Below are 21,965 nucleotides of genomic sequence, written 5' to 3'. Positions count from 1 at the left end.
TCAAGACGGACGCGCTGGCCGGATCAACCGGCAGTCGGGATGGGTGAGAGATGATCGGGTCGGTGGAGCAGGTTGTCATCGTCGGGGGCGGCACCGCAGGCTGGCTTTCGGCGTGCCTGCTGGCCGCCAGGCGGCCCGAGCTTGCCATCACCCTTGCCGAAGCGCCCGACATTCCGACGATCGGCGTGGGCGAGGGCACATGGCCGACCATGCGCGAAACGCTCGCCACGATCGGCATTGCTGAAGCGGAATTTCTCTCGGAATGCGACGCCTCGTTCAAGCAGGGCTCGCGGTTCGATGGCTGGGTCGATGGTTCGGCTCAGGACAGCTACCTTCATCCGTTTACGCCGCCACCGCCCGGCGACATGGCCGCGATGCTGCAGGCCTGGCGCACCGAAGCACCCGGGTTGCCCTTCGCGCGGGCAATGACGCCACAGGCCCTGGTTTGCGATGAAAACCTTTCGCCCAGGCAACGCGCAATGCCGGATTATGCCGGGGCGCTGAATTACGGCTATCACCTTGATGCCGGCAAGTTTGCCGCGTTGCTGAAGCGCCACGCCACTACCCGCCTCGGGGTGACGCATGTCTCGGCGCAAGTGACAGCAATTGCGGATGACGAGCAAGGCAAGATCGCCAGCCTCTGCCTGCACGATGGGCGCGAGCTTGCCGGGGACTTCTTCATCGACTGTTCCGGCCTTGCATCCATCCTGATCGGCAGGCACTGCGCCGTGCCGTGGGTCGACCGCTCGGACGTTTCGTTCAACGACAGTGCGCTCGCCGTCCAGGTGCCGGTCGAACACGGCACCGCGATCGCCTCGCAGACCATTGGAACTGCGCATGAGGCAGGCTGGATCTGGGACATCGCCCTGCCGACGAGGCGCGGCATCGGCTGCGTGTTCTCTTCCCGCTTCATGGACGATGCCCGGGCCGAGGAAGTGCTGCGGTCCTATATTGCGGTCAAGGTGCCCGGGGCTGACATCGCGGCACTGCGCCCGCGCAAGCTGACGTTCTCGACCGGGCATCGCGAGCGCTTCTGGCAAGGCAACTGCCTTGCGGTCGGGCTTTCGGCGGGGTTCATCGAACCGCTTGAAGCGTCAGCCATCGTCACAATCGAACTTTCGATCAAGGCGCTGGCCGAAAACTTCCCGCGCCGCGCCGAAACGATGGGCCTGCTGGCGGATCGCTTCAACCAACTGTTCCGCTACCGCTGGGACCGCATCGTCGAATTCCTCAAGCTGCACTATGTCCTCAGCCGCCGGACCGAGCCCTACTGGCAGGCGCAGCGCGATCCCGCCACCGTCCCGGCACGCCTTGCAGAGGTGCTTGAGCTCTGGCGCGATCAGCCGCCGTCGGTGTGGGACTTCCCCCGCATGGACGAACTTTTCTGTGCGGCCAGCCAGCAATATGTGCTTTACGGGATGGGCTTTCCCGTTCCCGCCGGAGCAGCAGATCCTGCCGCAGCGCAGGCGTTCGCCGATGTGCGCCAGCGGTCTCGCGCGCTGGCTGCGGCGCTGCCGTCGAACCGGACCTATCTCGATGCCCTGCGCCCTGTTGCGGATGCAGACCCAATTGCCATGCACGGAGCCGCAGCGAAATGAGCAACCACGCAGTCCTCAATCCCGCCGATCATGGCGAGTTGCGCATCGACACTGCGGCCAGCGCAGAGCTTGGCGACAATGTCCTGGCCTGCGCCACCGTCCCGGCGGAATTCCGGTCGGTGCAGGCGCATTATCCGATCGTGCTGCGGCGCGACCTCTCGACCGGCAAGCTGGAAGCGCTGGCGCTCCTTGGGTTCGAGACGGGCGAGAACCTGTTCCTGCGCGATGGCAACTGGGATGCGCCCTACCGTCCGCTGTCGATGGCGATCCGTCCATTTCTCATCGGCCGTCCGGCCACGCCCGATGCTGTGCCACAGGTCCACGTCGATCTTGACCACCCGCGCGTCAGCCGGACAGGTGAGGGCATCCGGGTGTTTGACGCGAACGGCCAGCCCACGCCCTATCTCGAGGATATCGCCGCCAAGCTGGGGGACCTCGATCATGCTCACCGCGAATCCGCCGACTTCTTTGCCGCGCTCGATCGCTACGAACTCGCTGAATCCTTCACGCTCGAAGTGACGCTCGACGATGGAGCGAAGAACTCGCTCGTCGGCTATCACACGATCAACGAGGAAAAGCTCGCGGTTCTCGATGGCGCGGCGTTGCAGGACCTCATGGCGAGCGGCCACCTGGCACGGATCTACATGATCGTCGCCTCGCTTTCGCACTTCGGCGATCTCGTCGCCCGCAAGAACGCCAAGATACGTGGTGGCTGAAACGAGCGCCTTTCCGCTCCCTGCCGTTGTCGAGAGAACGCTTGGTGCGCCGGACGATCTGGACGTGATGCTGCAAGGCGCGCGTGAACCGTTCGTGCTGCGTGGGCTGGTGCGCGATTGGCCGCTCGTGCAGGCCGGCCTTCGATCCGCTCGCGACGCCCGCGCTTATCTCGTCGAACGCGCGCGGCCCGTGCCGTTCACCGTCTCGCTCGCTGACCCCGGCAGTGGTGGCCGTCTGTTCTACGACGCGGCCATGCAGATGAATTTCCGCACCGCGCGCGGAAAGCTGTCGGATATCTTTTCCGGCTTCGACGCCAACGAAGGGCGCGCGGATCATCCGGTCATCTATCTCGGTTCAATCGACGTGCCGACGCATTTCCAGGGCGTCGATGCCGAAAACCGGGTGGACCTCGGGACGCGCGATCCGATCACCAGCCTGTGGATCGGGTCGCCCACGCGCATCGCGGCGCACAACGACTTTCCCGACAACCTTGCCTGCTGCGTTGCCGGCCGCCGCCGCTTCACGCTGTTCCCGCCCGAGCAGTTTCGCAACCTCTACCTCGGTCCCATCGACAACACGCCGGCGGGTCGCGCCGTCAGCATGGTCGACTTCGGCGCGCCGGACTTTCCGGCGCATCCTCGCTTCGCCGAGGCGCTCGAGCATGGGCAGGTCGCCGACCTCGAGCCGGGCGACGCGCTGTTTGTGCCCTCGATGTGGTGGCACCATGTCGAGGCAACCGAGCCATTCAACATCCTGCTCAATTACTGGTGGCGCGATACTCCCCGCTACCTGGGGCAGCCGCAGACCGCGTTGACCCATGCTTTGCTCGCCATTCGCGACTTGCCCGACGCGGATCGCGCGATCTGGCGCGATCTGTTCGATTACTACGTGTTCTCGGGCGGCGATGAAGCAAGGGCGCACATTCCCGAAGAGGGTCTGGGCGCGCTTGGCCCCATCGACGCGCAGGGCGCTGCCCGCATCCACCAGTTCATACTGAGGAGCCTCAGCCAATGACCGCTTCGCATCTGCCCCGCCGCATCGTCATTGCCGGAGGTGGCACCGCCGGATGGATGACCGCCGCAGCCATTGCCCGCACGCTTGGGGCCGTTGCGCAGGTTACGCTTGTCGAAAGCGAACAGATCGGCACCATCGGGGTTGGCGAAAGCACGATCCCCCCGCTCGTCATGTACAATCGCCTGCTTGGCATCAACGAGGCAGAGTTCATGCGCGCCACGCAGGCGACGTTCAAGCTTGGCATCAATTTCGAGAACTGGCGGGTGCAGGGGGAGAACTATTTCCACTCGTTTGGCGGCACCGGCAAGGACCATTGGTCGGCAGGCTTCCAGCACTTCTGGCTCAACGGGCTGGAGCGCGGGCACACCGAGCCTTATGGCGAATACTGCCTTGAGTTGAAGGCAGCCGAAGCAGGCAAGTTCGCGCATCTTCCCGATGACAGGATGAACTATGCCTACCAGCTGGATTCCGCGCTTTATGCCAGGTTTCTGCGCGCGATGGCCGAACGCGACGGCACGACCCGGATTGAAGGCAAGATTGCCCACGTCGAACTCGATGGCGAAAGCGGCGACATTGCAGCACTGGTGCTCGAAGGAAACCGCCGTATCGAGGGCGACCTGTTCATCGACTGCACGGGCTTCCGTGCGCTCCTGATCGAAGGAGCGCTACGGGCGGGCTATGATGACTGGACCCACTGGCTCCCCTGCGACAGCGCAATCGCCATCCAGACCTCGAGCGTGCGTCCGCCGGTGCCCTATACCCGCGCCATCGCGCACGAAGCAGGCTGGCAGTGGCGCATTCCGCTGCAGCACCGGCAGGGCAATGGGGTCGTCTATTGCAGCGATTACCTCAGCCACGAGGCGGCTCTTGAAAAGCTGCTCTCGACCGTGGAGGGCGAAAAGCTGGTGAAGCCCAACCACATTCGCTTCCGCACCGGCGCGCGGCGCAAGCAGTGGCATCGCAATTGCGTGGCCGTCGGCCTTTCGGGCGGGTTCATGGAGCCGCTCGAGTCTACCTCGATCCACCTGATCCAGCGCGCTATCCTGCGCATCGTGCGGATGCTTCCTGCAGGCGCGATCAGCACCCGCGATATCGACGAGTTCAACGACCAGCAGTTTACCGACATGGAGCAGATCCGCGATTTCCTCGTCCTGCACTACAAGGCGACCGACCGTCGTGACACACCGTTCTGGCGGCACTGCGCCAGCATGGAGATCCCCGCGAGCCTCGAGCACAAGATCGAGTTGTTCCGCGAGACCGGCCGCGTCTTCCGCAAGAACGAGGAGCTCTTTGCCGAGAATTCGTGGGTTCAGGTTATGATGGGGCAGGGGATCAATCCGCAGAGCCACCACCCGGTTGCCGCCAAGCTGCGCGACGAGGAACTGGCGCATCTGCTTGGCTCGTTGCGTGAGCAGGTGAGCCGCACCGTCGCCGCGCTGCCCGCGCACGGCGATTACGTGGCGCGCTATTGCGGTGCCGAAGTCCCGGCTGCGGCATGACCTTTCTGCTTCTGGCCGCAGCGGCGGTCCAACCCGATTGGCAACTTGTCTGGGCCGACGAGTTCGACGGCTCTTCGCTCGATCGCAACCGCTGGGTGCTGGCCGAGGACTGCTGGGGCGGCGGCAACGAGGAGCAGCAGTGCTACACTGCGCGCAGCGCCAACCACCGCGTGAGCGACGGGGTGCTGGAGATCGTCGCCCAGCGCGAGAACTTCACCGGCCCAGCTTTCCCGCGTGACCAGCGCAATAGTCCGGAGAAGGCGGAGGCGAAGCGATCCAAGCCCTTTACCTCGGCGCGGCTTTCCACGGCAGGCAAGGCCGCGTGGCTTTATGGCAAGGTGCAGATCCGCGCGCGCCTGCCACAAGGGCAGGGCACCTGGCCCGCGATCTGGATGCTGCCCGAAGATTGGGCCTATGGCGGCTGGGCACGCTCGGGCGAGATCGACATCATGGAGGCGGTAAACCTTGGCCAGCCCTGCGAGACGTGTGAGGGCGGGCGCGAGAACCGCGTGCTGGGCACGATCCACTTCGGTGGCGAACCGCCGCGCAATCGCTACATTACCGAGGACACGCAGCTTGCCGATCGGGCAGCCTTCCACACCTACGAAGTGGAGTGGGACAAGGACGGCATGGTCTGGCGCGTCGATGGCAAGGACTATGCCCGCCGCGCTCCGCACGAATGGCACACGCTAGCGTCCGACAAGGCAGGCGCACCATTCGACAAGCCCTTTCACCTGATCCTCAACCTCGCCATCGGCGGGCATCTTTCGGAAAGCCGTAACAGCAAGGGTGTTGATCCGGCGGGCTTTCCCAAGACAATGGCCGTGGATTGGGTCCGCGTATGGCAAAAGCGTGACGATGCGGGTAACGCAGGCGCGGGAACGAAAAGCGGGGGTAACTAACAGCCCATGGCGCGCAGGCGGCAGGCGGTAACGATCAAGCACGTGGCGGCCGATGCGGGCGTCTCGTTGCAGACGGTCAGCCGCGTGATCAACAACGAGGCCAATGTCCGGCCAGAAATGCGCGAAAAGGTCCAGGCCTCGATCGACAAGCTGGGCTATGTGCCTTCGATCGCGGCGCAACGGATGAGCGGTTCGCGCTCCTACCTGATCCTTGCCTTGAACGACCGGGAGCGCACGATTGCCGACTGGCGGGCGCGGCAGGGCACGGACTGGGTCGACCAGATGCTGCTGGGCGGCATGCTGGAATGTGCCGACCATGGCTATCGCCTGATCTTCGAACTAGTCGACACGCACAACGATCATGTCGAGCGCGAACTGGGTGCGGCGATTGCGGCACTTCAGCCCGACGGCGCGATTCTGACCCCACCGCATTCCGACAACCCGCAGATTCTCGAGACGCTGACCCGCCACAACGTTCCCTTCGCACGGATCGGCGCGCAAGTGCACGAGGAAGGCCTGCCCGATGGCATCATGGTCTCGATGGACGATGAGGGCGGCGCGCGCATGGCGACCCGGCACCTGATCGGTCTTGGCCACAAGCGCATCGGCTTCATCTCCGGACCTTCTGAATATCGCCTCTCGGAAAAGCGCATCGATGGCTGGAAGGCGGAAATGGACTCAGCCGGTCTCGTGACTGACGGTCTGCTCGAAGCGGGCGACTTCACTTATGCCTCGGGCGTCCGCGCAGCCCGTGCCCTGCTTGCCGGCACACAAAGGCCAAGCGCGATCATCGCCAGCAACGACCAGATGGCACTGGCCACGGTAGAGATTGCGGATGAATTGGGTCTCGTGATCCCCGCCGACCTATCATTGGTCAGCTTTGACAACACGCCGCTGGTGCGTTTCACCCGCCCCGCGCTAACGGCGGTGGATCAGCCGATTGCCGAGACGACAGCAACTGCTGTGCGCAGTCTGATCGCAGCGCAGAAGGGCGAGCCTGTCGCAGGCGCGGTTATACTGCCCATGGGCTTCGAGGTCCGCGGCTCGACCGGCCCCGCGGCGTGAGCCCGGCGCGGGGCCGCGAACGTCGCTTCCTTGGTCTCTATGCACTGGCATGGGCAGGGTCGACGATTGCCTATGTGCCGTTCCTGACCCTGCTCCTGCCGATGCATGTTGGCCAGCTGGCCGGGAACGAGGCGGTGCGCTGGCTGGCTGCAACGACATTCCTCGGGGCGATTGCCGCCAGCGCATGCAACATCCTGTTCGGCTGGGCGAGCGACCTGGCTGGCAAGCGCCGCCCCTTCGTGCTGGTGGGTCTCCTGCTATCGAGCGTCATGCTTCAGATTGCGCCGCATACGGGGACGTTACTCTCGCTGGGCGTGGTGATCGCGCTGTGGCAGGTCGGGCTCAACATGATGCTTGGACCGCTTTCGGCGTGGGCAGGGGATCAGGTTCCGGACGGACGCAAGGGGATGCTCGGCGGCTTGCTGGCCTTCGCACCGGCATCCGGTGCTCTGGCTGGCGCGCTGGCGACTACGGCGGATGCCCTTTCGCTCGAGACGCGCTTCGCGCTCGTGGGTGCGATAATCGCTCTGTGTGTCCTGCCGCTGGTCGTCCTTGGCGACGATGGCCTGGCGCAGGCTTCCACTGCAACGCCTGCGGATGGCGGCGAGGTTGCGCGCAAGGTTCTGCGTGGCATGGCCACTCGCATGTGGCTTGCGCGGTTGCTGGTGCAGATTTCGGAAGCGTCGCTGTTCGCCTTTTTCTACCTCTGGCTCCGTTCGGTCGATCCGGGCCTTGCCGACAGCGCGATTGCCCGCGTGCTTCTTGCCGCCATGGTCATAGGCGCGTTGGTAGCCGTGCTGGCCGGGGGCAGGGCCGACCGGACCGGGCAACCGGTGACACCCCTCGTCCTCTCATCGATTGGCGCTGCGCTGGGTCTGTCGGTCATGGCGATCGCAAGCAGTCGCAATGGCGCGATTGCGGGGTACATCTTGTTCGGCCTGTCGACCTCGGCCTTCCTTGCTCTGCACAGCGCCCACACCCTGCGCGTCCTGCCCGATAGCGCAAGGCGCGGGCGTGATCTCGGGCTGTTCAACCTGACCAACACCATCCCGTCGCTCGCGATGCCGGCCCTTACTTTGGCACTGGTGCCGAACCTTGGCTTCGACGCGCTCTTTGCGGTGCTGGCGCTGCTTGCGCTGTGCGCCACCGTGCTCCTGTCCGGATTGCGACGGGCAGCCTGACCCCTGCTCCGTCGAGGCTTGCTTTCCAATTGCAAACGTGTGAGATGAGCGATTGAGAACGTTCACAGAATTTGGGGAAGTAGATGTCGAAGGGAAGCTTGCGCCCAGCCAAGGCTAGTCTGGTGGCGCTATCGTTCCTGCTGGTTACCGCACCAGTCTCTGCGCAGGAAAGCCCGGTTGCCAATCCTGCGAATTGGCCAGCTGCCCACAGCCCGTCGACCATCACTGACGCGAAGACCGAGAAGGCGATAACAAAGCTGCTGCGGAAGCTGACCCTTGAACAAAAGGTGGGACAGGTAATCCAGGGCGATATCAGCTCGGTAAAGCCTGAAGACCTTGCACGTTATCCGCTTGGCTCGATTCTCGCAGGTGGCAACAGCGGCCCCTATGGAGACGAGCGTGCCGATGCCGCCAAGTGGCTCAAGCTGGTGAACGAATATCGCGCCGCCTCGCGCAAGGCGGGCGCAGGCGTCCCGATCCTGTTTGGCGTAGACGCTGTCCATGGCCACTCGAACCTGCCTGGCGCCACGATCTTTCCGCACAATGTCGGGCTCGGCGCGGCTCGCGATGCAGAGCTGATCAAGCGCATCGGAACAGTGACTGCGGCGGAAGTTGCCGGATCGGGCATCGAATGGACATTCGCCCCGACGCTCGCTGCGCCGCAAGACCTGCGCTGGGGCCGGGCCTATGAGGGTTATTCAAGCGACCCGGCGGTGATCGCCAGCTATTCCAAGGCGATGGTCGAAGGGCTGCAAGGCCCGTTGCTGGCCGGAAAGCCGCTGACGTCCGAGAAGGTTGCCGCCAGCGCCAAGCACTTCCTCGCCGATGGCGGAACCGAGCAGGGCAAGGATCAGGGCGATGCCAAGCTGGCCGAGACCGAGCTCGTTCGGCTTCATGCCCAGGGTTATCCGCCCGCGATCGATGCAGGTGCGCTGACGGTCATGGCCAGCTTCTCGAGCTGGAACGGGGCGAAGAACCATGGCAGCCGATCCCTGCTGACCGACGTGCTGAAAAGGCGCATGGGCTTCGAAGGTCTGGTTGTCGGTGACTGGAACGGGCACGGCCAGGTTGAAGGCTGCACGCCGACCGATTGCGCCGCCTCGCTCAACGCAGGGCTAGACCTCTACATGGCGCCTGACAGCTGGCAGGGCCTGTTCGACAACACCTTGCGCGAAGTGCGCGAAGGCAAGATTCCGATAGCGCGCCTCGACGATGCGGTGCGCCGCATCCTGCGGGTCAAGTACAAGCTGGGGATCATGGGACCCCGGCTGGTGGAGCGTGGCAACCCGGCAGCCGTTGGCGCCCAGGCGCACCTCGACGTGGCCCGAGAAGCAGTCGCCAAGTCGCTGGTGCTGCTCAAGAATGAAGGCGGACTCCTGCCGATCAAGCCGGGCGCGAAGGTGCTGGTGACCGGCCCCGGGGCTGACAGCATGGCCATGCAGGCCGGCGGTTGGACCGTGACTTGGCAGGGCACGGATACGACCGCTGCCGACTTTCCCAAGGGCCAGACGGTCGGCCGGGCGATTGCCGATGCGGTTGTAGCAGCAGGAGGCGCGGCAGAAATTGCCGAAGCCATGGGCGCGACCAAGCCTGATGTTGCTGTGGTGGTTTTCGGAGAGCAACCCTACGCCGAGTTCCAGGGCGATGTGACCACGCTTGCCTTCGAAGCGCGTCGCGGTGAGCTTGATCTCCTGAAGGGACTGAAGGCTCGCGGTATCCCCGTTGTTGCAGTGTTCCTGTCGGGCAGGCCGATGTTCGCAGGCGCCGAGATGAACCTTGCCGATGCCTTCGTTGCAGCCTGGCAGCCAGGTTCGCAGGGGCAGGGCGTCGCCGATGTTCTGGTTGCACGACGCGACGGGAAGCCTGTGCGTGATTTCACTGGCACCTTGCCATTTGCATGGCCGCGCGATGCGCGATCACCCATGAGCGCGCCCCTTTTTCCGCTGGGCTATGGATTGTCGTACGCCAAGCCAGGCAGCGTTGGCCGCGTCAACGAGGATCCGGGAGTAGAAGTCGGGTCGAAACTGGCCGAGACGACCTTCATCCGCTCGGGCAAGGTCATCGAGCCGTGGCGTCTGGGACTCGACAGCGTCGTGACAGTGCGGTCGGTCGACCTGACGGCGCAGGAGGATGCGCGCCAGTTCACATGGTCCGGCAAGGGTGATTTCGCGCTGGACGGGCCAGTGGTCGACATGCGGCGCCAATTGGGTGGCGGCTATGTGCTTCGGCTCGATTGGAGAGTGGACTCGAACGGGGCTGGTCCTGTGTCTGTCAGCTTCGGCGGCGCCAAGCTTGACCTCGGTGCCACGCCCGGCACCGTGGGCCAGATCTCGACAGTCCGTATACCGCTGACCTGCTTTGCCGCGCAAGGTGCCAACCTGGAGACGGTCACCTCGCCGCTGCGCGTCGGAGCAGAAAAGGGCTTCGGGGCAACGATCCGCGATGCGCGGGTCGAGGGTGTAGGCGAAAGCTTGCCTTGTCCTCCGGCCAGCCGGTGACCGGGTCTATCCCGCCGCACGGTTAAGATTTTCTGCCGGCTCGTTAAGGCTTTATCTTCAGGCGCTTGATGCTGTCATTTGAGGTTGCAGCCAGTTGACGCGGGTGTGCTACACGGCATAGTGCACCGCGTCTGACCCAGGCGCGGTCAAGGGGACGGGTCATGGATCGGGAGCTTCCGGCTGAAGATGAGGGCCTGTGGGGACGCTGGCCCTTGTCCATGTGCCACACGTTGCTGCACAGGCCCGGTCTGGGCGCGCTTGCAGCTCTCGGACTTGTCGCCGTCGCCGCTGCCATAAGGGTGGGCATGGGGGACGTTGCTCCGGCACCGCTCCTGCCATTCTACCCCGCAATCGTCATTGCCACGTTCCTCGGAGGCCGCTTTTCCGGCTATGTGGCAACCTTTCTGGCGTGGTATTTTTTCACCGATCCGATTGAGCTTTTCGTCCTGCGCGATGGTGCAGCCCTGGCAATGGTGGTCTATGTTCCGACCACGGTAATCGTGCTCGAGGTGGTTCACGCCTTGTGCAACAGTGCGATGCGATTGATCCAGACGACCAACCGGCTGCAGCAGGAAGTGTCCGAGCAGGCCCAGCAGCGCAGCAAGCTTCTGGGAGTGATCGATGAACTTCAGGCGATCTACAACGAGGCACCTGTCGGGCTGGGCTTGCTTGATGCTGACCTGCGCTTCACCCGAGTGAACGATTGCCTTGCCGAAATGAATGGCTTTGCGGTCGAAGATCATCTGGGCCGCAGCGCCTGGGATCTAGTGCCCGATCTGCGCGCATCGGCCGAGCCCATCTTGCGAAAGGTTGTGGACGAAGGCGAGGTAGTCCGTGGTGTCGAGATCACCGGGGAAACGGCAGCAAACCCCGGCGTCAAGCGGACCTGGTCGGAAGTTTTCTACCCGGTGCACGGGCCCGACGGTCAGCGCCGGGGCGTAGGTATCTTCTGCGTCGAGATCACTGACCTCAAGCATGCTCGGGAGCGTGAAGTTCTGCTGACGCGCGAAGTCGATCACCGCGCCAAGAACCTGCTCGCGGTGGTGCAGTCGATCGTCCAGATGATGAAGGCGCAAGGGGCGATTGCCGAGTTCAAGGAAGCGTTGCTGGGCCGGATCGCGGCAATCAGCCGAACCCACAGCCACCTTGCCGAAAATCGTTGGGACGGTGTCAGCTTGCGGGCGCTGATCGTCGACGAGTTGTCACCCTACGTGGTGAACCCCCGTTTCGAAAATGGTGCCTCGCAGGTGGTCCTGCGCTCGGGCGCCGGCCAAGCGCTGGGAATGGTCGTCCACGAACTGGCGACCAATTCCTCGAAGTACGGTGCGCTGTCGAACGATGGGCAGATCGACCTTGCATGCGTGGTCGAGGATGCGGCAGGCGAGGTCTTGGTGACGTGGACCGAAATCGGCGGGCCCATGGTGACCCCGCCGGAAAGGCAAGGCTTCGGCACCAGGTTGATCGAGCGCTCGGTCCATCACGGGCTTGGTGGCAAGCTGGATTACCAGTACCGGCCCGAAGGCGTGTACTGCAGGATCACGATTCCCAAGACCGCGCTAGTGTAGGTGCGCAGCAGGCTGCGCAGTCACCTAGTGACCACGTCCTTGTCCATCGGCGCCAACTTGGCCAAGAACCTGTTCTGCGCCGCAAACGGGACTTCCGCCTCGCGCATGGCCTTCTGAAGGTTCTCGACCAGAGCGTTGAGATCGGCCCGCGTGACGCCCAAGTCCTTGTGCGCCGATTTCATGTCGCGACCGGTGTAGGCGCAGCCCGCATCGAGCAGGTAGCAGAACTGTTCGAATAGCGTACGGCGCAGGCGGACGATGTCCTGGTTGCGGAAAATGGCGTCGATGCGCGGGTCCGTGGTGTTCAGTTCGACGAACCTGTTCACGATCGCGCGAATTCCCGCTTGCCCGCCAAATGCCTGCGCCATGTTGGAGTGCTGGAACGGCTTTGCGCCCGCGTTGGCGGGGGAAGTTTCGTAAGGCGCGACCGGCAGCTCGCCGGTTACCGGATCGGGCACCTTCTTCTCGACACCGAATTCCTTTTCCCAATCGATGCTGCCCGCAGCGTCAGTCGCCGGATCGGCTTTTGCAACTTCTGCCTCTTGCGGACCGGTCATGTCCTGTGCGCCGGCGCAGCCCGGATTTGTAAGAGCGACAGCGCAGGCCAGCGGTGTCAGGTGCTTGAGCACTTTCATCATCGTTTCAGAGTCCGTCAGAATGCAAATTGCAAGGAGACCAGCGCACCGCGCTGTCCATCGAAAGTGGCCACCGATCCGACATCTGCATAGGCAGCCGTCAACGTTGCGTTGCGGCTCACCGCCCAGGCCACGAACAGGTCATGGGCATCATCTTCCCGCGCGAATGCCAGGTTGCTGGGGCGCGTCCGATATTCCCCGCCGACAACCACGCGCGGTGAGAGCATCCAGCCCAGCGAACCTTCGAATTGCAGGCTGCGTGATGCGTTCAGAGGGCTGCCAAAGCCAAGCAAGCCGAACTGGTTTGCGTTGGTCAGGCGCGCGGTGGCATTGACCAGAAGGCTACGTGACAGGATAAGCTTCGTTGCGCTGGCAGTGAAGTCGGTCCCGCTGGCAGATCGCGCGCCGACAGCCTTGACTATGGCGCCGTCAAGACTGCGCTTGTGGTGCATACCCAGGCTGATCTGCGGAAGCAGCGCGGAGCCATAGACCACGTCACCTGCCAGCCTGACTTTCACGGCGAAGATGTCCTGATTGAAACGGTAACCTTCGCCCAGGCCCAGGGCGGCACCCGCTTTCCGGGTGTCGAAATTCTGGCGGGCATAGGACAGCTCGACGCGGTCGTGCACGCCGATCGACACGCCATGGCTCTGCCAGCCATAGTCCGCAAGCTCGATACCGGTTACGTGCCCGGAAATGCCGATTGCCCGGTCTGTTTCCATGCCCGCGATAGTCGACCAGGCCGCCAGACCGCCACCGCTCGCGCCTTCAATGGTCGATATGCCATTGGTGAGAACGAGTTTTCCGCCATCGAGCAGGGGGTCCGCACATGCAGGCGAAGCAACTGCGCAGGTCAGAAGGATTGCGCTGGCTGTTTTCCGGCAAACCCTGCCGAGCGAGTGCAGAGAGGCCGGACGTAACTCTTTCATATGCGATCAACCCGTGAACCAAAATCGATTTCGGGGTTAAATTTGACTCACTAGCAAATAGTGAAACATGCAATTCGGTTGTTTTGCAATGTATTAGGAAATGTTTGTGATTTGGCTCACATGACATTCCCGAAGCCCCTCTTTTTGGCCTTTGCAAGCCTCTCTCTTTTCGCAGGTATCCTGCCGGCGATCGGAACCGCCGCAGCACCTGCAGCCGTTTCCTTCCAGATTGTCGATCAGGCCGGCATGCCTTTGCGCGATGCGGTCATCGAAGTTGCGCCGCTTGCGGGCGATACCCGGAGACTTGCTTTTTCGTGGCGGAATGCGATGGCGCAGCGCAACCTCGCTTTTGTGCCTGGTACGCTGATCGTGCCGAAGGGGGCGACTGTCGCTTTTCCCAATCTGGATACCGTCCGCCATTCGATCTACAGCTTCTCGAAGCCAGGGCCATTCCGCATCGACCTGTACAGTCACGATCAAACGCGCTCGCAGCGGTTTGACAACGCCGGCACGATTTCTCTGGGATGCAACATTCACGACACGATGCAAGGCTATGTCCGTGTCGTTTCCACCCCTTACGCGGCGCGCTCCGATGGCAACGGCCTGGCACAGATCGATGGCGTCTCGGGAGGACGCCGCGAGGTTGTCGTCTGGCACCCACGGATCAGAGGCATCGGTGGGGAATGGCGGGGCAAGGTGCAACTCGTCCCCGGGCAGCGAAATCGCCTGACTGTCGCCGTAAGACCGATTGCCGGCAAATGAGCGCGGTCATGAGCATCAGGATGCGCGCCATGTTTGCGCGCAGCAAGTCCCTCATAGGCTTGCGTGTACGCTCTCTCGGCAGCCGCATCGCACTGGTTTACGTCGTGCTGCTGGCCATTCTGATGGTGGCGACCTTGTTTGTCGCCAATTCGAGCATCGCAATCTTTGCACGCGAAAATGCGGAAGGCGATCTTGGCTCGAATGCGCGCGTGTTCGATCAGATCATTGCGTCCCGGCAGAGCCAGATGGCCAATGCCGGTCAGGTCGTTGCCCGTGATTTCGGGTTCCGGGAGGCCTATGCCACTGGTGACACCGACACGCTGATCTCTGCCCTGCAAAGCCTGCGTGACCGGGCCAACGTCAGCGAAGCTGCCATCGTTCAACTCGATGGCTCGGTAATTGGAGGTGACCTTGATGGCACTGCGCTGCTGCCGCGGCTCGAGAACGGCAAGGATCGTGGCGTAATCAGGCTTGGCAAGGATGAAGCGCTTGCCGCCGCGGTCCCGATCGAGATGCCGGATCTTGCCGGGTGGCTGATCCTTGTGAGCCGACTCGGCCCGGCCGACGTGGCGCAACTGTCTCGGCTGTCAGCGGTGCCTATCGAGGCGCATGTCGTGGACCGCGGCGATCTTGCTCCGCATCTGGCGCAATTGCCGCTTGGGAAGATCGGCGAGGTCGATGATGGCAACGGGGAGCGGCTGGTCAGGGTTTCGCCGCTAGCCAGCCTGCAGGAAGGAAGCGAGGGGCGGCTCGTGCTGACTCACTCGCTGGAAGCCGCGATGGCCCGGTACACCGTATTGCACGTCGCGCTCATGTTCATCAGTCTGTTCGGAATGCTTGCCGGGGCCTGGGCTGCGATCCGCATCTCCAGAGGCGTGGCGAAACCGCTGCAGCAGCTTGCCGAGGCTGCCCGCGCTTATGCCGCAGGCGCGGTGTCGAAGGTTCGCGTGAGTGGCCCGTCGGAAGTCCGCTCACTGGCTGCAAGCTTCAATGCGATGGTCGAGGCCGTGGAGGAGCGCGAGCAGCAGATCCTTCACGCTTCGCTCCACGATGTTCTGACGGGGCTGCCCAATCGACGCTTCTTCATCGAAAAACTTGATCGTGCCGTTCAGCGCCAGACAGCTTCGGCAAGGACGCTCGTGGCCTTCATCGATGTCGATGATTTCAAGACGATCAACGACTCCATGGGGCACGCTATCGGTGACGGGGTTCTTTGCGCCGTGGCACAGGGACTGCAGGATCAGTTCCCTGATGCAATGGTTGCCCGTTTCGGTGGTGACGAGTTCGGTCTTCTCCTGAACGGCATCGAAGCCGGGTTCGATTGCACGGCGATCGCCCGATCGCTCGAGATAGTGCTCAATCGGGAAATGACTGTCGACGAACGCCCTGTGCTGGTCTCAAGCAGCATCGGCATCGCGATCGGGCCGGATGATGCGGCCAACGGCGATGGACTGCTGAATAGCGCGGATCTTGCGCTCTATCGCGCGAAAAGTGACGGCAAGGGCGGCTGCCACTTCTTCGAACCTTCGCTCGATGCCGAGGCAAGCCGTCGGCGCCGTATGGAAGTGGACCTTCGTCACGCCATCCGCGATGGCGATTTCGAGCTGTACTTCCAGCCGCTATACTCGATCTCGGAGGGCCGGGTAAAAGGCTTTGAAGCGCTGATGCGCTGGCATCATCGCGAACATGGCATGATCAGTCCGGCGACCTTCATTCCAATCGCCGAGGAAACCGGGCTGATCGTCCCCTTGGGCGAATGGGCGCTGCGCGAGGCTTGCCGGGTTGCTGCGCAATGGCCAGATGGCTTGTCGGTAGCGGTCAATATTTCTCCCCGTCAGCTTGGCGCTGATGGCCTTGCGAGCACTGTCGCGCAGGCACTGGCGCAAAGCGGCCTTGCGGCCCCGCGCCTAGAGCTTGAAATCACCGAAAGCGTATTTATCGGCAATGTCGAGAAGACACTGCGCGTACTTCACACCTTCCAGGCTTTGGGTGTCCGTGTGGCGCTTGACGATTTCGGCACAGGCTATTCCTCGCTTAGCTACCTGCGCTCCTTTCCGTTCAACAAGATCAAGATCGATCAGAGCTTTGTCCAAGCTTTGGGCGATGGTGGCAGCGCTCATGCGATCATTCGCGCCATCACCACGCTTGCCGATGCTCTGGGCATGGAAACGCTCGCCGAGGGGGTCGAGACAGCCGAGCTGCTCGAACTGCTGCGTAGCGAGGGCTGCGACATGATTCAGGGCTACCTGATCAGCAAGCCTGTTCCTGCTGCGGCGGTGCTCAACCTGCTGAGATCGGTACACAGTGCCGACCGCAAGGCGGTTGCCGGATGAAGTAGCAGGTTATCCGATCAGCATGGCCGAAGCGAGCGAAGCCACGAAACTGACGAGCGTTGCAATCGCCACGGGAACAGCCGGCCTGATGCCCGACTCCATCAGAAGGTCCAGTCGACTGCGCATGGCGGTTGCGATGACAGCAATCAGCAGGAAGCCCTTGGATCCTCCAAGGGCGGTATCACGCACTGACGGCGGTGTCTCGACCAGCGAGTTGATCACGACCACGGCGAAGAAGGCAACGATGAACCAGGGCAGGGCCAGCCGCTTCCACAGCGGAGCACTTGGCGTGTCGCCAGTACGGCCGAGAGCAAGGCCGGTGATGATTACCACAGGCGCAAGCAGCGCAACGCGCGAAAGCTTCACGATGGTGGCGTAGCTTCCAGCGGCCTCGGAGAAGGCATAGCCACCGCCGATTGCCTGGGCCACGTCATGGATTGATGCACCGATCAGGAAGCCGGCCTGGCTGTCGCTAAGGCCGAGGTATTCTGCGAGAATCGGGTAAAGCGACATCGCAAGCGCACTGGCAAGCGACACCACGACAAGGGTTATCGCAAACTGCGCCTGGCTCACCCGCTCGCGCCCGATAACGCCATAGAGCGCCATGGCCGCGCTGGCACCGCAGATCGCCGTGGCCCCGCCTGCCAGGATGCCCGTGTAGCGCGACTGGCCAACAAGCCTTGCCCCGGCGATGCCAGCCAGAAACGTGACGGTCATGATTGCCAGAAGCGCGAGGAACGGGTGCAGGCCGAGCGAGCCGATCTGCGAGAAAGTCACCTGCAACCCAAGCAGAACGACGCCAAGGCGAAGGCAGGTGCGCGAGGCGAAATCGAGGCCGAGGTGGCTGCGAGGGTCCTTCGCCACAAAGCTGAGCGAAAGGCCGATCAGCAATCCGAGCAGGATGATCGGGAAGTGATAATGCTCTGAAAGCCACGCCGCCGCCGCTGCTGCAATCGCGCAGATAGCCAGGCCCTGAAAGACGGTCTCGCGCGGCTCGGCTGGCGCAGGCACTTCCTGCGCCAGATGGATCTCGCCAAACAGGTCTGCTGCCGAGGGCAGCGAGTTCCAGTCAATCTCCGCCTTCGCCAAGGCTTCTCTCCCCGAAACACTCCCACCGTCTGTCCTACGGTGTCATATTGGGCTTCCTTTACGCGCTGAAGCGGCTATCGTGCAAGCGAGAAGCACCGCTGCAGCGGTCGGAATTGGTGGGAGATCGAGCAATGTCGAATGGTGCGGTGAAGGGCATGAGCCGCGGCGCGGTCTATGCGCTGGTGGCGCTGCTGTTCCTCGGCAATGCCCTGAACTACGTCGACCGGCAGGTTCTTGCGCTGCTCAAGCCCACGCTGGAGGCGGAATTTGGCTGGACTGACGCCGATTACGCGCACCTTGGCTCATCCTTTCAGATCGCCGCGGCGGGCACGCTGCTCTTCGTCGGCTGGTTTGTCGACCGGCTGGGTGTACGCCTTGCCTACGGCATTGCCGTCGTGGTGTGGAGCGCTGCGGGCATGGCGCACGCACTGGCGCAGACTGTCCAGCAATTCGTCGCCGCGCGCATCGTGCTGGCCGCGGGTGAATCCGTCTCTACTCCCGCCGGGTTGAAGGCAGCAGCAACCTACCTGCCGCTCGCCCAGCGCAACATGGCGATCGGTTTGATCAACACCGCTCCCAACATCGGTGCAATCCTGACACCCATCCTGATCCCGCCCTTTGCGCTGGCTTTCGGCTGGAAGGCAGCCTTCGTCGTCACCGGTGCGCTGGGCTTCCTCTGGCTGATCGGCTGGTGGCTCGGCACCCGCAACCTCCAGCCCGTCGGCAACGTGCCCGAACGCGCCCGCGTGCCGTGGGGCGAATTGCTGCGCGATCGCCGAACATGGACGGTGATCGGCGCCAAGTTCTGCACCGATGCGGTGTGGTGGTTCGTGCTGTTCTGGATGCCCGATTTCTTCAACCGGCAGTTCGGGCTGGGGCAGGGGGCCCTGGGCTGGCCCATCGCCATCATCTTCACGCTGGCCGCATTGGGCGCATTGACCTCCGGCGGCCTCTACCCGATCCTGCTGGGCAAGGGCTTCAGCGTGAACCGCGCGCGCAAGAGCTCGATGCTGTTCTACGCCCTCGTCGTCCTCGCCATGCCGCTATCGCTGCAAACACAAAGCCCGTGGATCGCCGCCATCCTGATTGGCCTCGGCCTCTTTGCGCACCAGGGCTTTTCCACCAACGTCTTCGGCATGACCGCCGACGTCATCCCCGCCACCCGCGTCGCCAGCGTGATCGCACTGGGAGCGATTGCGGGGAACCTGTCAGGCACCGGTATCATCGAGTTTGCGGGCTGGTCGCTGACCAACGGCCTCGGCTATGTGCCGATGTTCGCCATCTGCGGTAGCGCCTACCTGGTGGCGCTGGCCTTCATCCACCTGATGCTGCCGAAGCTGGAACTGGCGGCGGAGTGAAATAGATGAAACTTCTATCTTGATAGAGGCAGTAGTTCACCGGCTGTCATCCCATCGTAGAGGCTTTTGCATAACCGAGAAGCGTGATCACGATGGTATAAGTGAAAACGGCAGTCTGGGTCGAACTTGCAAAACCCCGCCGCAAGATCAGCCAACTGAAAATTGCGGGCGCAATGTAAATGCCCATAATCAGCGGTATACCAAGTTTGCGGCCGCCATGATCCGTGTGCTTTGCCGTCATGCTGACAGTCTGTCACTTTCCCTTGAGATCCGCAACTCTCTAGCTCTGCGGACGAAAAGAGGCTCCGGACCAACGCCCGGAGCCTCTTCTTCCACCCGAGGGAGGGGGAGTTTACTGGAACTTGGCGCGCAGGCTCACGCCGAAGTAGCGGTCGGCGTCGCGCGGGATCTGCAGGCGCTGGCCGGCGCTGACGTTGAGCAGCGCATAGGACTTGTCGGTGATGTTCCGGGCATGGAACGTCAGTCGATAAAGGTCTTCTGCGTCCGAGAAGCCGATCCCGGCATTCCAGATACCGTAGGCGTCGATCGGTCCGCTCTCGCCAAGGTCGGAGAACTGCTTGCCGACATGGCGGAAGTCGGTGTCGAGATAGAGCTTGAAACCGCCCAGATCGCGCTCGTAGCTGCCGCCAAGCGTGTAGGTGAACTTCGGCGCCAGCGGCAGGCGCGTGCCATTGCGTGCGTCGGGTGCGTTGGTGTTGGGGTTCGGGTTGAACTTCAGCACCTTGGCATCGGCATAGGCGCCGCTTGCGCGCAGCGTCAGGCCATCAACCGGCACGGCCAGCAGGTCCACTTCGAAGCCCTTGCTGCGCACTGAACCTGCGTTGGTCAGGTTCGAGACCACAGCCCCGTTGAGCAGCACGAAATTGTTCGCCTGGAAGCCGTTGTAGGTTACGGTGAAGGCCGCCGCATTGAATTGCACGCGGTTGTCAAGGAACTGCGACTTCAGGCCGATCTCGTAGGCGTTCGAGGTTTCCTCGTCGATCGGAATCGCATTGGTTGGCGCGGTGTGGTTGAAGAAGACGTTGAACGCCGGTCCCTTGTAGCCACGGGTGTAGCTGCCATAGAGCATCACGTCCTCGGTCGGCGTGATCTGCAGGACGGCGCGGCCCGAAAGATTGCCGTTGTTGCTCGATCCCGCCGAGGTGTTGGTGCCGTTGCCGCCCGAGGCGATCGTGCCACCGGCTGGGCTGCCGTTGGTGCCGGGGCCTGTCGCGGGCAGGCCGGTGGTGGCGTTCACCGCAGGCGCACGGGTGTGCGTGAACGAGAGGTCATCCCAGGTGTAGCGCAGGCCGCCGGTCAACGAGATCATGTCGCTGAAGCGATAGGTCGCCTGGCCGAAGACGGCGTAGTTGCGCGATTCCACCTCGCTGCGCGACGTCGCGGTCGGGAAGATCGTGTTGACCGTGTCCGGAAGGTTGCAAGGACGTGCGCCAGATGCTGCCACCGGCAGCGTCGATGTGGCGCAGGTCACGTTGCGGCGGGTGAAGTCCTGCTGGTTGTTCGAACCCCAGGCAAAGGCGCCGACCTGATAGAAGAACGGCTGCGTCTGGTCCGAGGCGAGGCGCACTTCGAGGCTGAGCTGCTGCGTATTCACCACGCCAAAGTCGTGAAGCTGGCCGGTGCCGACGATGGTGCGCGGCAGGAAGTCGCCGTCGCGGTTTTCCTCGTTCCGCCAGTTGCGATAGCCTGCGATCACGCTCAGCGTGTGGCTTTCGAAAACGTCGAAATCGCCTGATGCGGTCAGGCTCCACTGGCGGTCCTTGGTCCGCGTGACCAGATCCTGGTTGATGAAGCGCTGGTTCAGGCCCTGCGCCACGCCGCCCGGCAAGCCCAGCTCGGCATCGAGCACCGCGCCGCGGCTGACCGTGGTCACGTCGGCGCAGCAATCGTCGTCGGCGCGGAAGTAGTCGGCGATCAGGCGAAGCTTCGACCCGCCGTTGTCGTAGTCGATGATGCCGCGAGCACCGTAGTGCTCGTAGCCGTTCACCTTGTCGTTCTTGCCGCCATAGACGTTGGTGATGTTGCCATCATAGTTGCCGTAGAAGCCGGTGACGCGGGCGGTAAGCCCTTCGGACAGCGGGCCGGAAACTGAGGCGCGCAGGCGGTATTCGTTGCCTTCATAGGCTTCGATGCGCGCTTCGCCCTGCAGCGTGTCGGTCCCGCCCTTCGAGACGATGTTGACGAGGCCAGCCGACGCGTTCTTGCCGAACAGCGTGCCCTGCGGTCCGCGCAGCACTTCGAGGCGCTGGGCATCGACGAGGTCCATGAATGCCTGGCCCGAACGGCTCAGCACCACGCCGTCGACAACGGTCGAAACGCTGGGTTCTGCCGCTACCGAGAAGGTGATCGTGCCGACGCCGCGCATCACGATGGCGCTGTTCGCGCTGGTCGTGCCCTTGCGGAAGGTGACCGAAGGAACCAGCTGCGTCAGCCCTTCCAGGCTGGTGGTGCCGGCGGCTTCGAGGCGGTCAGCCGTCAATGCGGTGATCGCGATCGGAACGTCCTGGACGTTCTCGGCAACCTTCTGTGCAGTAACGACGATTTCGCCGATGCCCCCCGAGTTCTCTTCGGCGGCATCCTGGGCGTGGGCGGCGCCGGCGATGGCAAAAGTGAGGGCGCTGGCCGAAATCGCCAAGGCGCGCGCGAGTGCGGAATGCTTGAAGCTCATGGATCTCTCCCCTGCAAAAAGCGGTCTTCCAAGGGTAGTCGTGCTCCCTCGTCGATCGGCCGCGATTGGTGCTTGATCTGCTATGGAGCGGTGGATATGTCAAGCGGTGTCAGAAGAATGGACAGGTCTTG

Annotated in this window: 17 protein-coding genes; 12 read left to right on the top strand and 5 right to left on the bottom strand. The window is 63.1% G+C overall.

The genetic code is table 11. The features are described 5' to 3' along the window. The first annotated feature begins 50 nt into the window (after positions 1–50). The 9 genes from B9A23_RS10280 to B9A23_RS10240 all read left to right on the top strand — a co-directional run bounded on the left by B9A23_RS10280 (position 51) and on the right by B9A23_RS10240 (position 12,039). Positions 51–1,598, top strand: a complete 1,548-nt coding sequence (locus B9A23_RS10280) for a tryptophan halogenase family protein (RefSeq protein WP_084278778.1) — start codon at positions 51–53, stop codon at positions 1,596–1,598. Then, positions 1,595–2,314 (top strand): SapC family protein, encoded by a 720-nt coding sequence (locus tag B9A23_RS10275; protein ID WP_084278777.1) that lies wholly within the window; start codon positions 1,595–1,597, stop codon positions 2,312–2,314. Before B9A23_RS10280 ends, B9A23_RS10275 begins: the two co-directional genes overlap by 4 nt. A 67-nt stretch (positions 2,315–2,381) precedes the next feature. Then, entirely contained in the window at positions 2,382–3,329 is a 948-nt protein-coding gene (locus B9A23_RS10270) for a cupin-like domain-containing protein (RefSeq protein ID WP_084279222.1), read from the top strand. Further along, positions 3,326–4,828: a tryptophan halogenase family protein gene (locus B9A23_RS10265; RefSeq protein ID WP_084278776.1), complete on the top strand. Its 1,503-nt coding sequence runs from the start codon at positions 3,326–3,328 to the stop codon at positions 4,826–4,828. Before B9A23_RS10270 ends, B9A23_RS10265 begins: the two co-directional genes overlap by 4 nt. Beyond that, the gene (locus tag B9A23_RS10260; protein WP_084278775.1) at positions 4,825–5,730 is read left to right on the top strand and encodes a glycoside hydrolase family 16 protein; all 906 of its coding nucleotides are present in this window, start codon (positions 4,825–4,827) and stop codon (positions 5,728–5,730) included. Before B9A23_RS10265 ends, B9A23_RS10260 begins: the two co-directional genes overlap by 4 nt. A 6-nt stretch (positions 5,731–5,736) precedes the next feature. Then, the gene (locus tag B9A23_RS10255) at positions 5,737–6,795 is read left to right on the top strand and encodes a LacI family DNA-binding transcriptional regulator (protein WP_084278774.1); all 1,059 of its coding nucleotides are present in this window, start codon (positions 5,737–5,739) and stop codon (positions 6,793–6,795) included. Further along, complete coding sequence (locus tag B9A23_RS10250; protein ID WP_084278773.1) at positions 6,792–7,976, top strand: MFS transporter; 1,185 nt, start codon at positions 6,792–6,794, stop codon at positions 7,974–7,976. Before B9A23_RS10255 ends, B9A23_RS10250 begins: the two co-directional genes overlap by 4 nt. Before the next feature lie 122 nt (positions 7,977–8,098). Beyond that, positions 8,099–10,474, top strand: coding sequence for a glycoside hydrolase family 3 protein (locus B9A23_RS10245; RefSeq protein WP_368655936.1), 2,376 nt, complete (start codon positions 8,099–8,101; stop codon positions 10,472–10,474). A gap of 161 nt (positions 10,475–10,635) precedes the next feature. Then, positions 10,636–12,039: a sensor histidine kinase gene (locus B9A23_RS10240; RefSeq protein ID WP_084278771.1), complete on the top strand. Its 1,404-nt coding sequence runs from the start codon at positions 10,636–10,638 to the stop codon at positions 12,037–12,039. A 20-nt stretch (positions 12,040–12,059) separates the two neighbouring features. Here B9A23_RS10240 and B9A23_RS10235 read toward each other — a convergent pair whose 3' ends face one another. Then, positions 12,060–12,674 (bottom strand): group I truncated hemoglobin, encoded by a 615-nt coding sequence (locus B9A23_RS10235; RefSeq protein ID WP_254895070.1) that lies wholly within the window; start codon positions 12,672–12,674, stop codon positions 12,060–12,062. Positions 12,675–12,691: 17 nt separating this feature from the next. Continuing rightward, on the bottom strand, positions 12,692–13,603 hold the full coding sequence (locus tag B9A23_RS10230) for a DUF3034 family protein (RefSeq protein WP_084278770.1): 912 nt from the start codon (positions 13,601–13,603) through the stop codon (positions 12,692–12,694). 60 nt (positions 13,604–13,663) lie between these two features. Between B9A23_RS10230 and B9A23_RS22765 the strand changes: the two genes are divergently transcribed. Both B9A23_RS22765 and B9A23_RS10220 read left to right on the top strand, forming a co-directional pair. Next, positions 13,664–14,365: a cupredoxin domain-containing protein gene (locus B9A23_RS22765; RefSeq protein WP_176217954.1), complete on the top strand. Its 702-nt coding sequence runs from the start codon at positions 13,664–13,666 to the stop codon at positions 14,363–14,365. Positions 14,366–14,373: 8 nt separating this feature from the next. Further along, complete coding sequence (locus B9A23_RS10220) at positions 14,374–16,698, top strand: putative bifunctional diguanylate cyclase/phosphodiesterase (RefSeq protein ID WP_176217953.1); 2,325 nt, start codon at positions 14,374–14,376, stop codon at positions 16,696–16,698. A gap of 9 nt (positions 16,699–16,707) precedes the next feature. Here B9A23_RS10220 and B9A23_RS10215 read toward each other — a convergent pair whose 3' ends face one another. Next, complete coding sequence (locus B9A23_RS10215) at positions 16,708–17,787, bottom strand: YeiH family protein (RefSeq protein ID WP_084278767.1); 1,080 nt, start codon at positions 17,785–17,787, stop codon at positions 16,708–16,710. A 131-nt stretch (positions 17,788–17,918) separates the two neighbouring features. Between B9A23_RS10215 and B9A23_RS10210 the strand changes: the two genes are divergently transcribed. Beyond that, positions 17,919–19,145, top strand: coding sequence for an MFS transporter (locus tag B9A23_RS10210; RefSeq protein WP_084278766.1), 1,227 nt, complete (start codon positions 17,919–17,921; stop codon positions 19,143–19,145). A 46-nt stretch (positions 19,146–19,191) separates the two neighbouring features. Here the strand turns inward: B9A23_RS10210 and B9A23_RS10205 are convergent, their stop codons facing one another. Further along, positions 19,192–19,386: a hypothetical protein gene (locus tag B9A23_RS10205; protein ID WP_084278765.1), complete on the bottom strand. Its 195-nt coding sequence runs from the start codon at positions 19,384–19,386 to the stop codon at positions 19,192–19,194. Positions 19,387–19,497: 111 nt separating this feature from the next. After that, positions 19,498–21,834, bottom strand: coding sequence for a TonB-dependent receptor (locus B9A23_RS10200; protein ID WP_084278764.1), 2,337 nt, complete (start codon positions 21,832–21,834; stop codon positions 19,498–19,500). Positions 21,835–21,965: the final 131 nt, after the last annotated feature.

The sequence above is a fragment of the Novosphingobium sp. B1 genome (genome assembly GCF_900176395.1).
Lineage (GTDB): Bacteria > Pseudomonadota > Alphaproteobacteria > Sphingomonadales > Sphingomonadaceae > Novosphingobium.
This window is presented reverse-complemented; position numbering and strand designations above follow the sequence as displayed.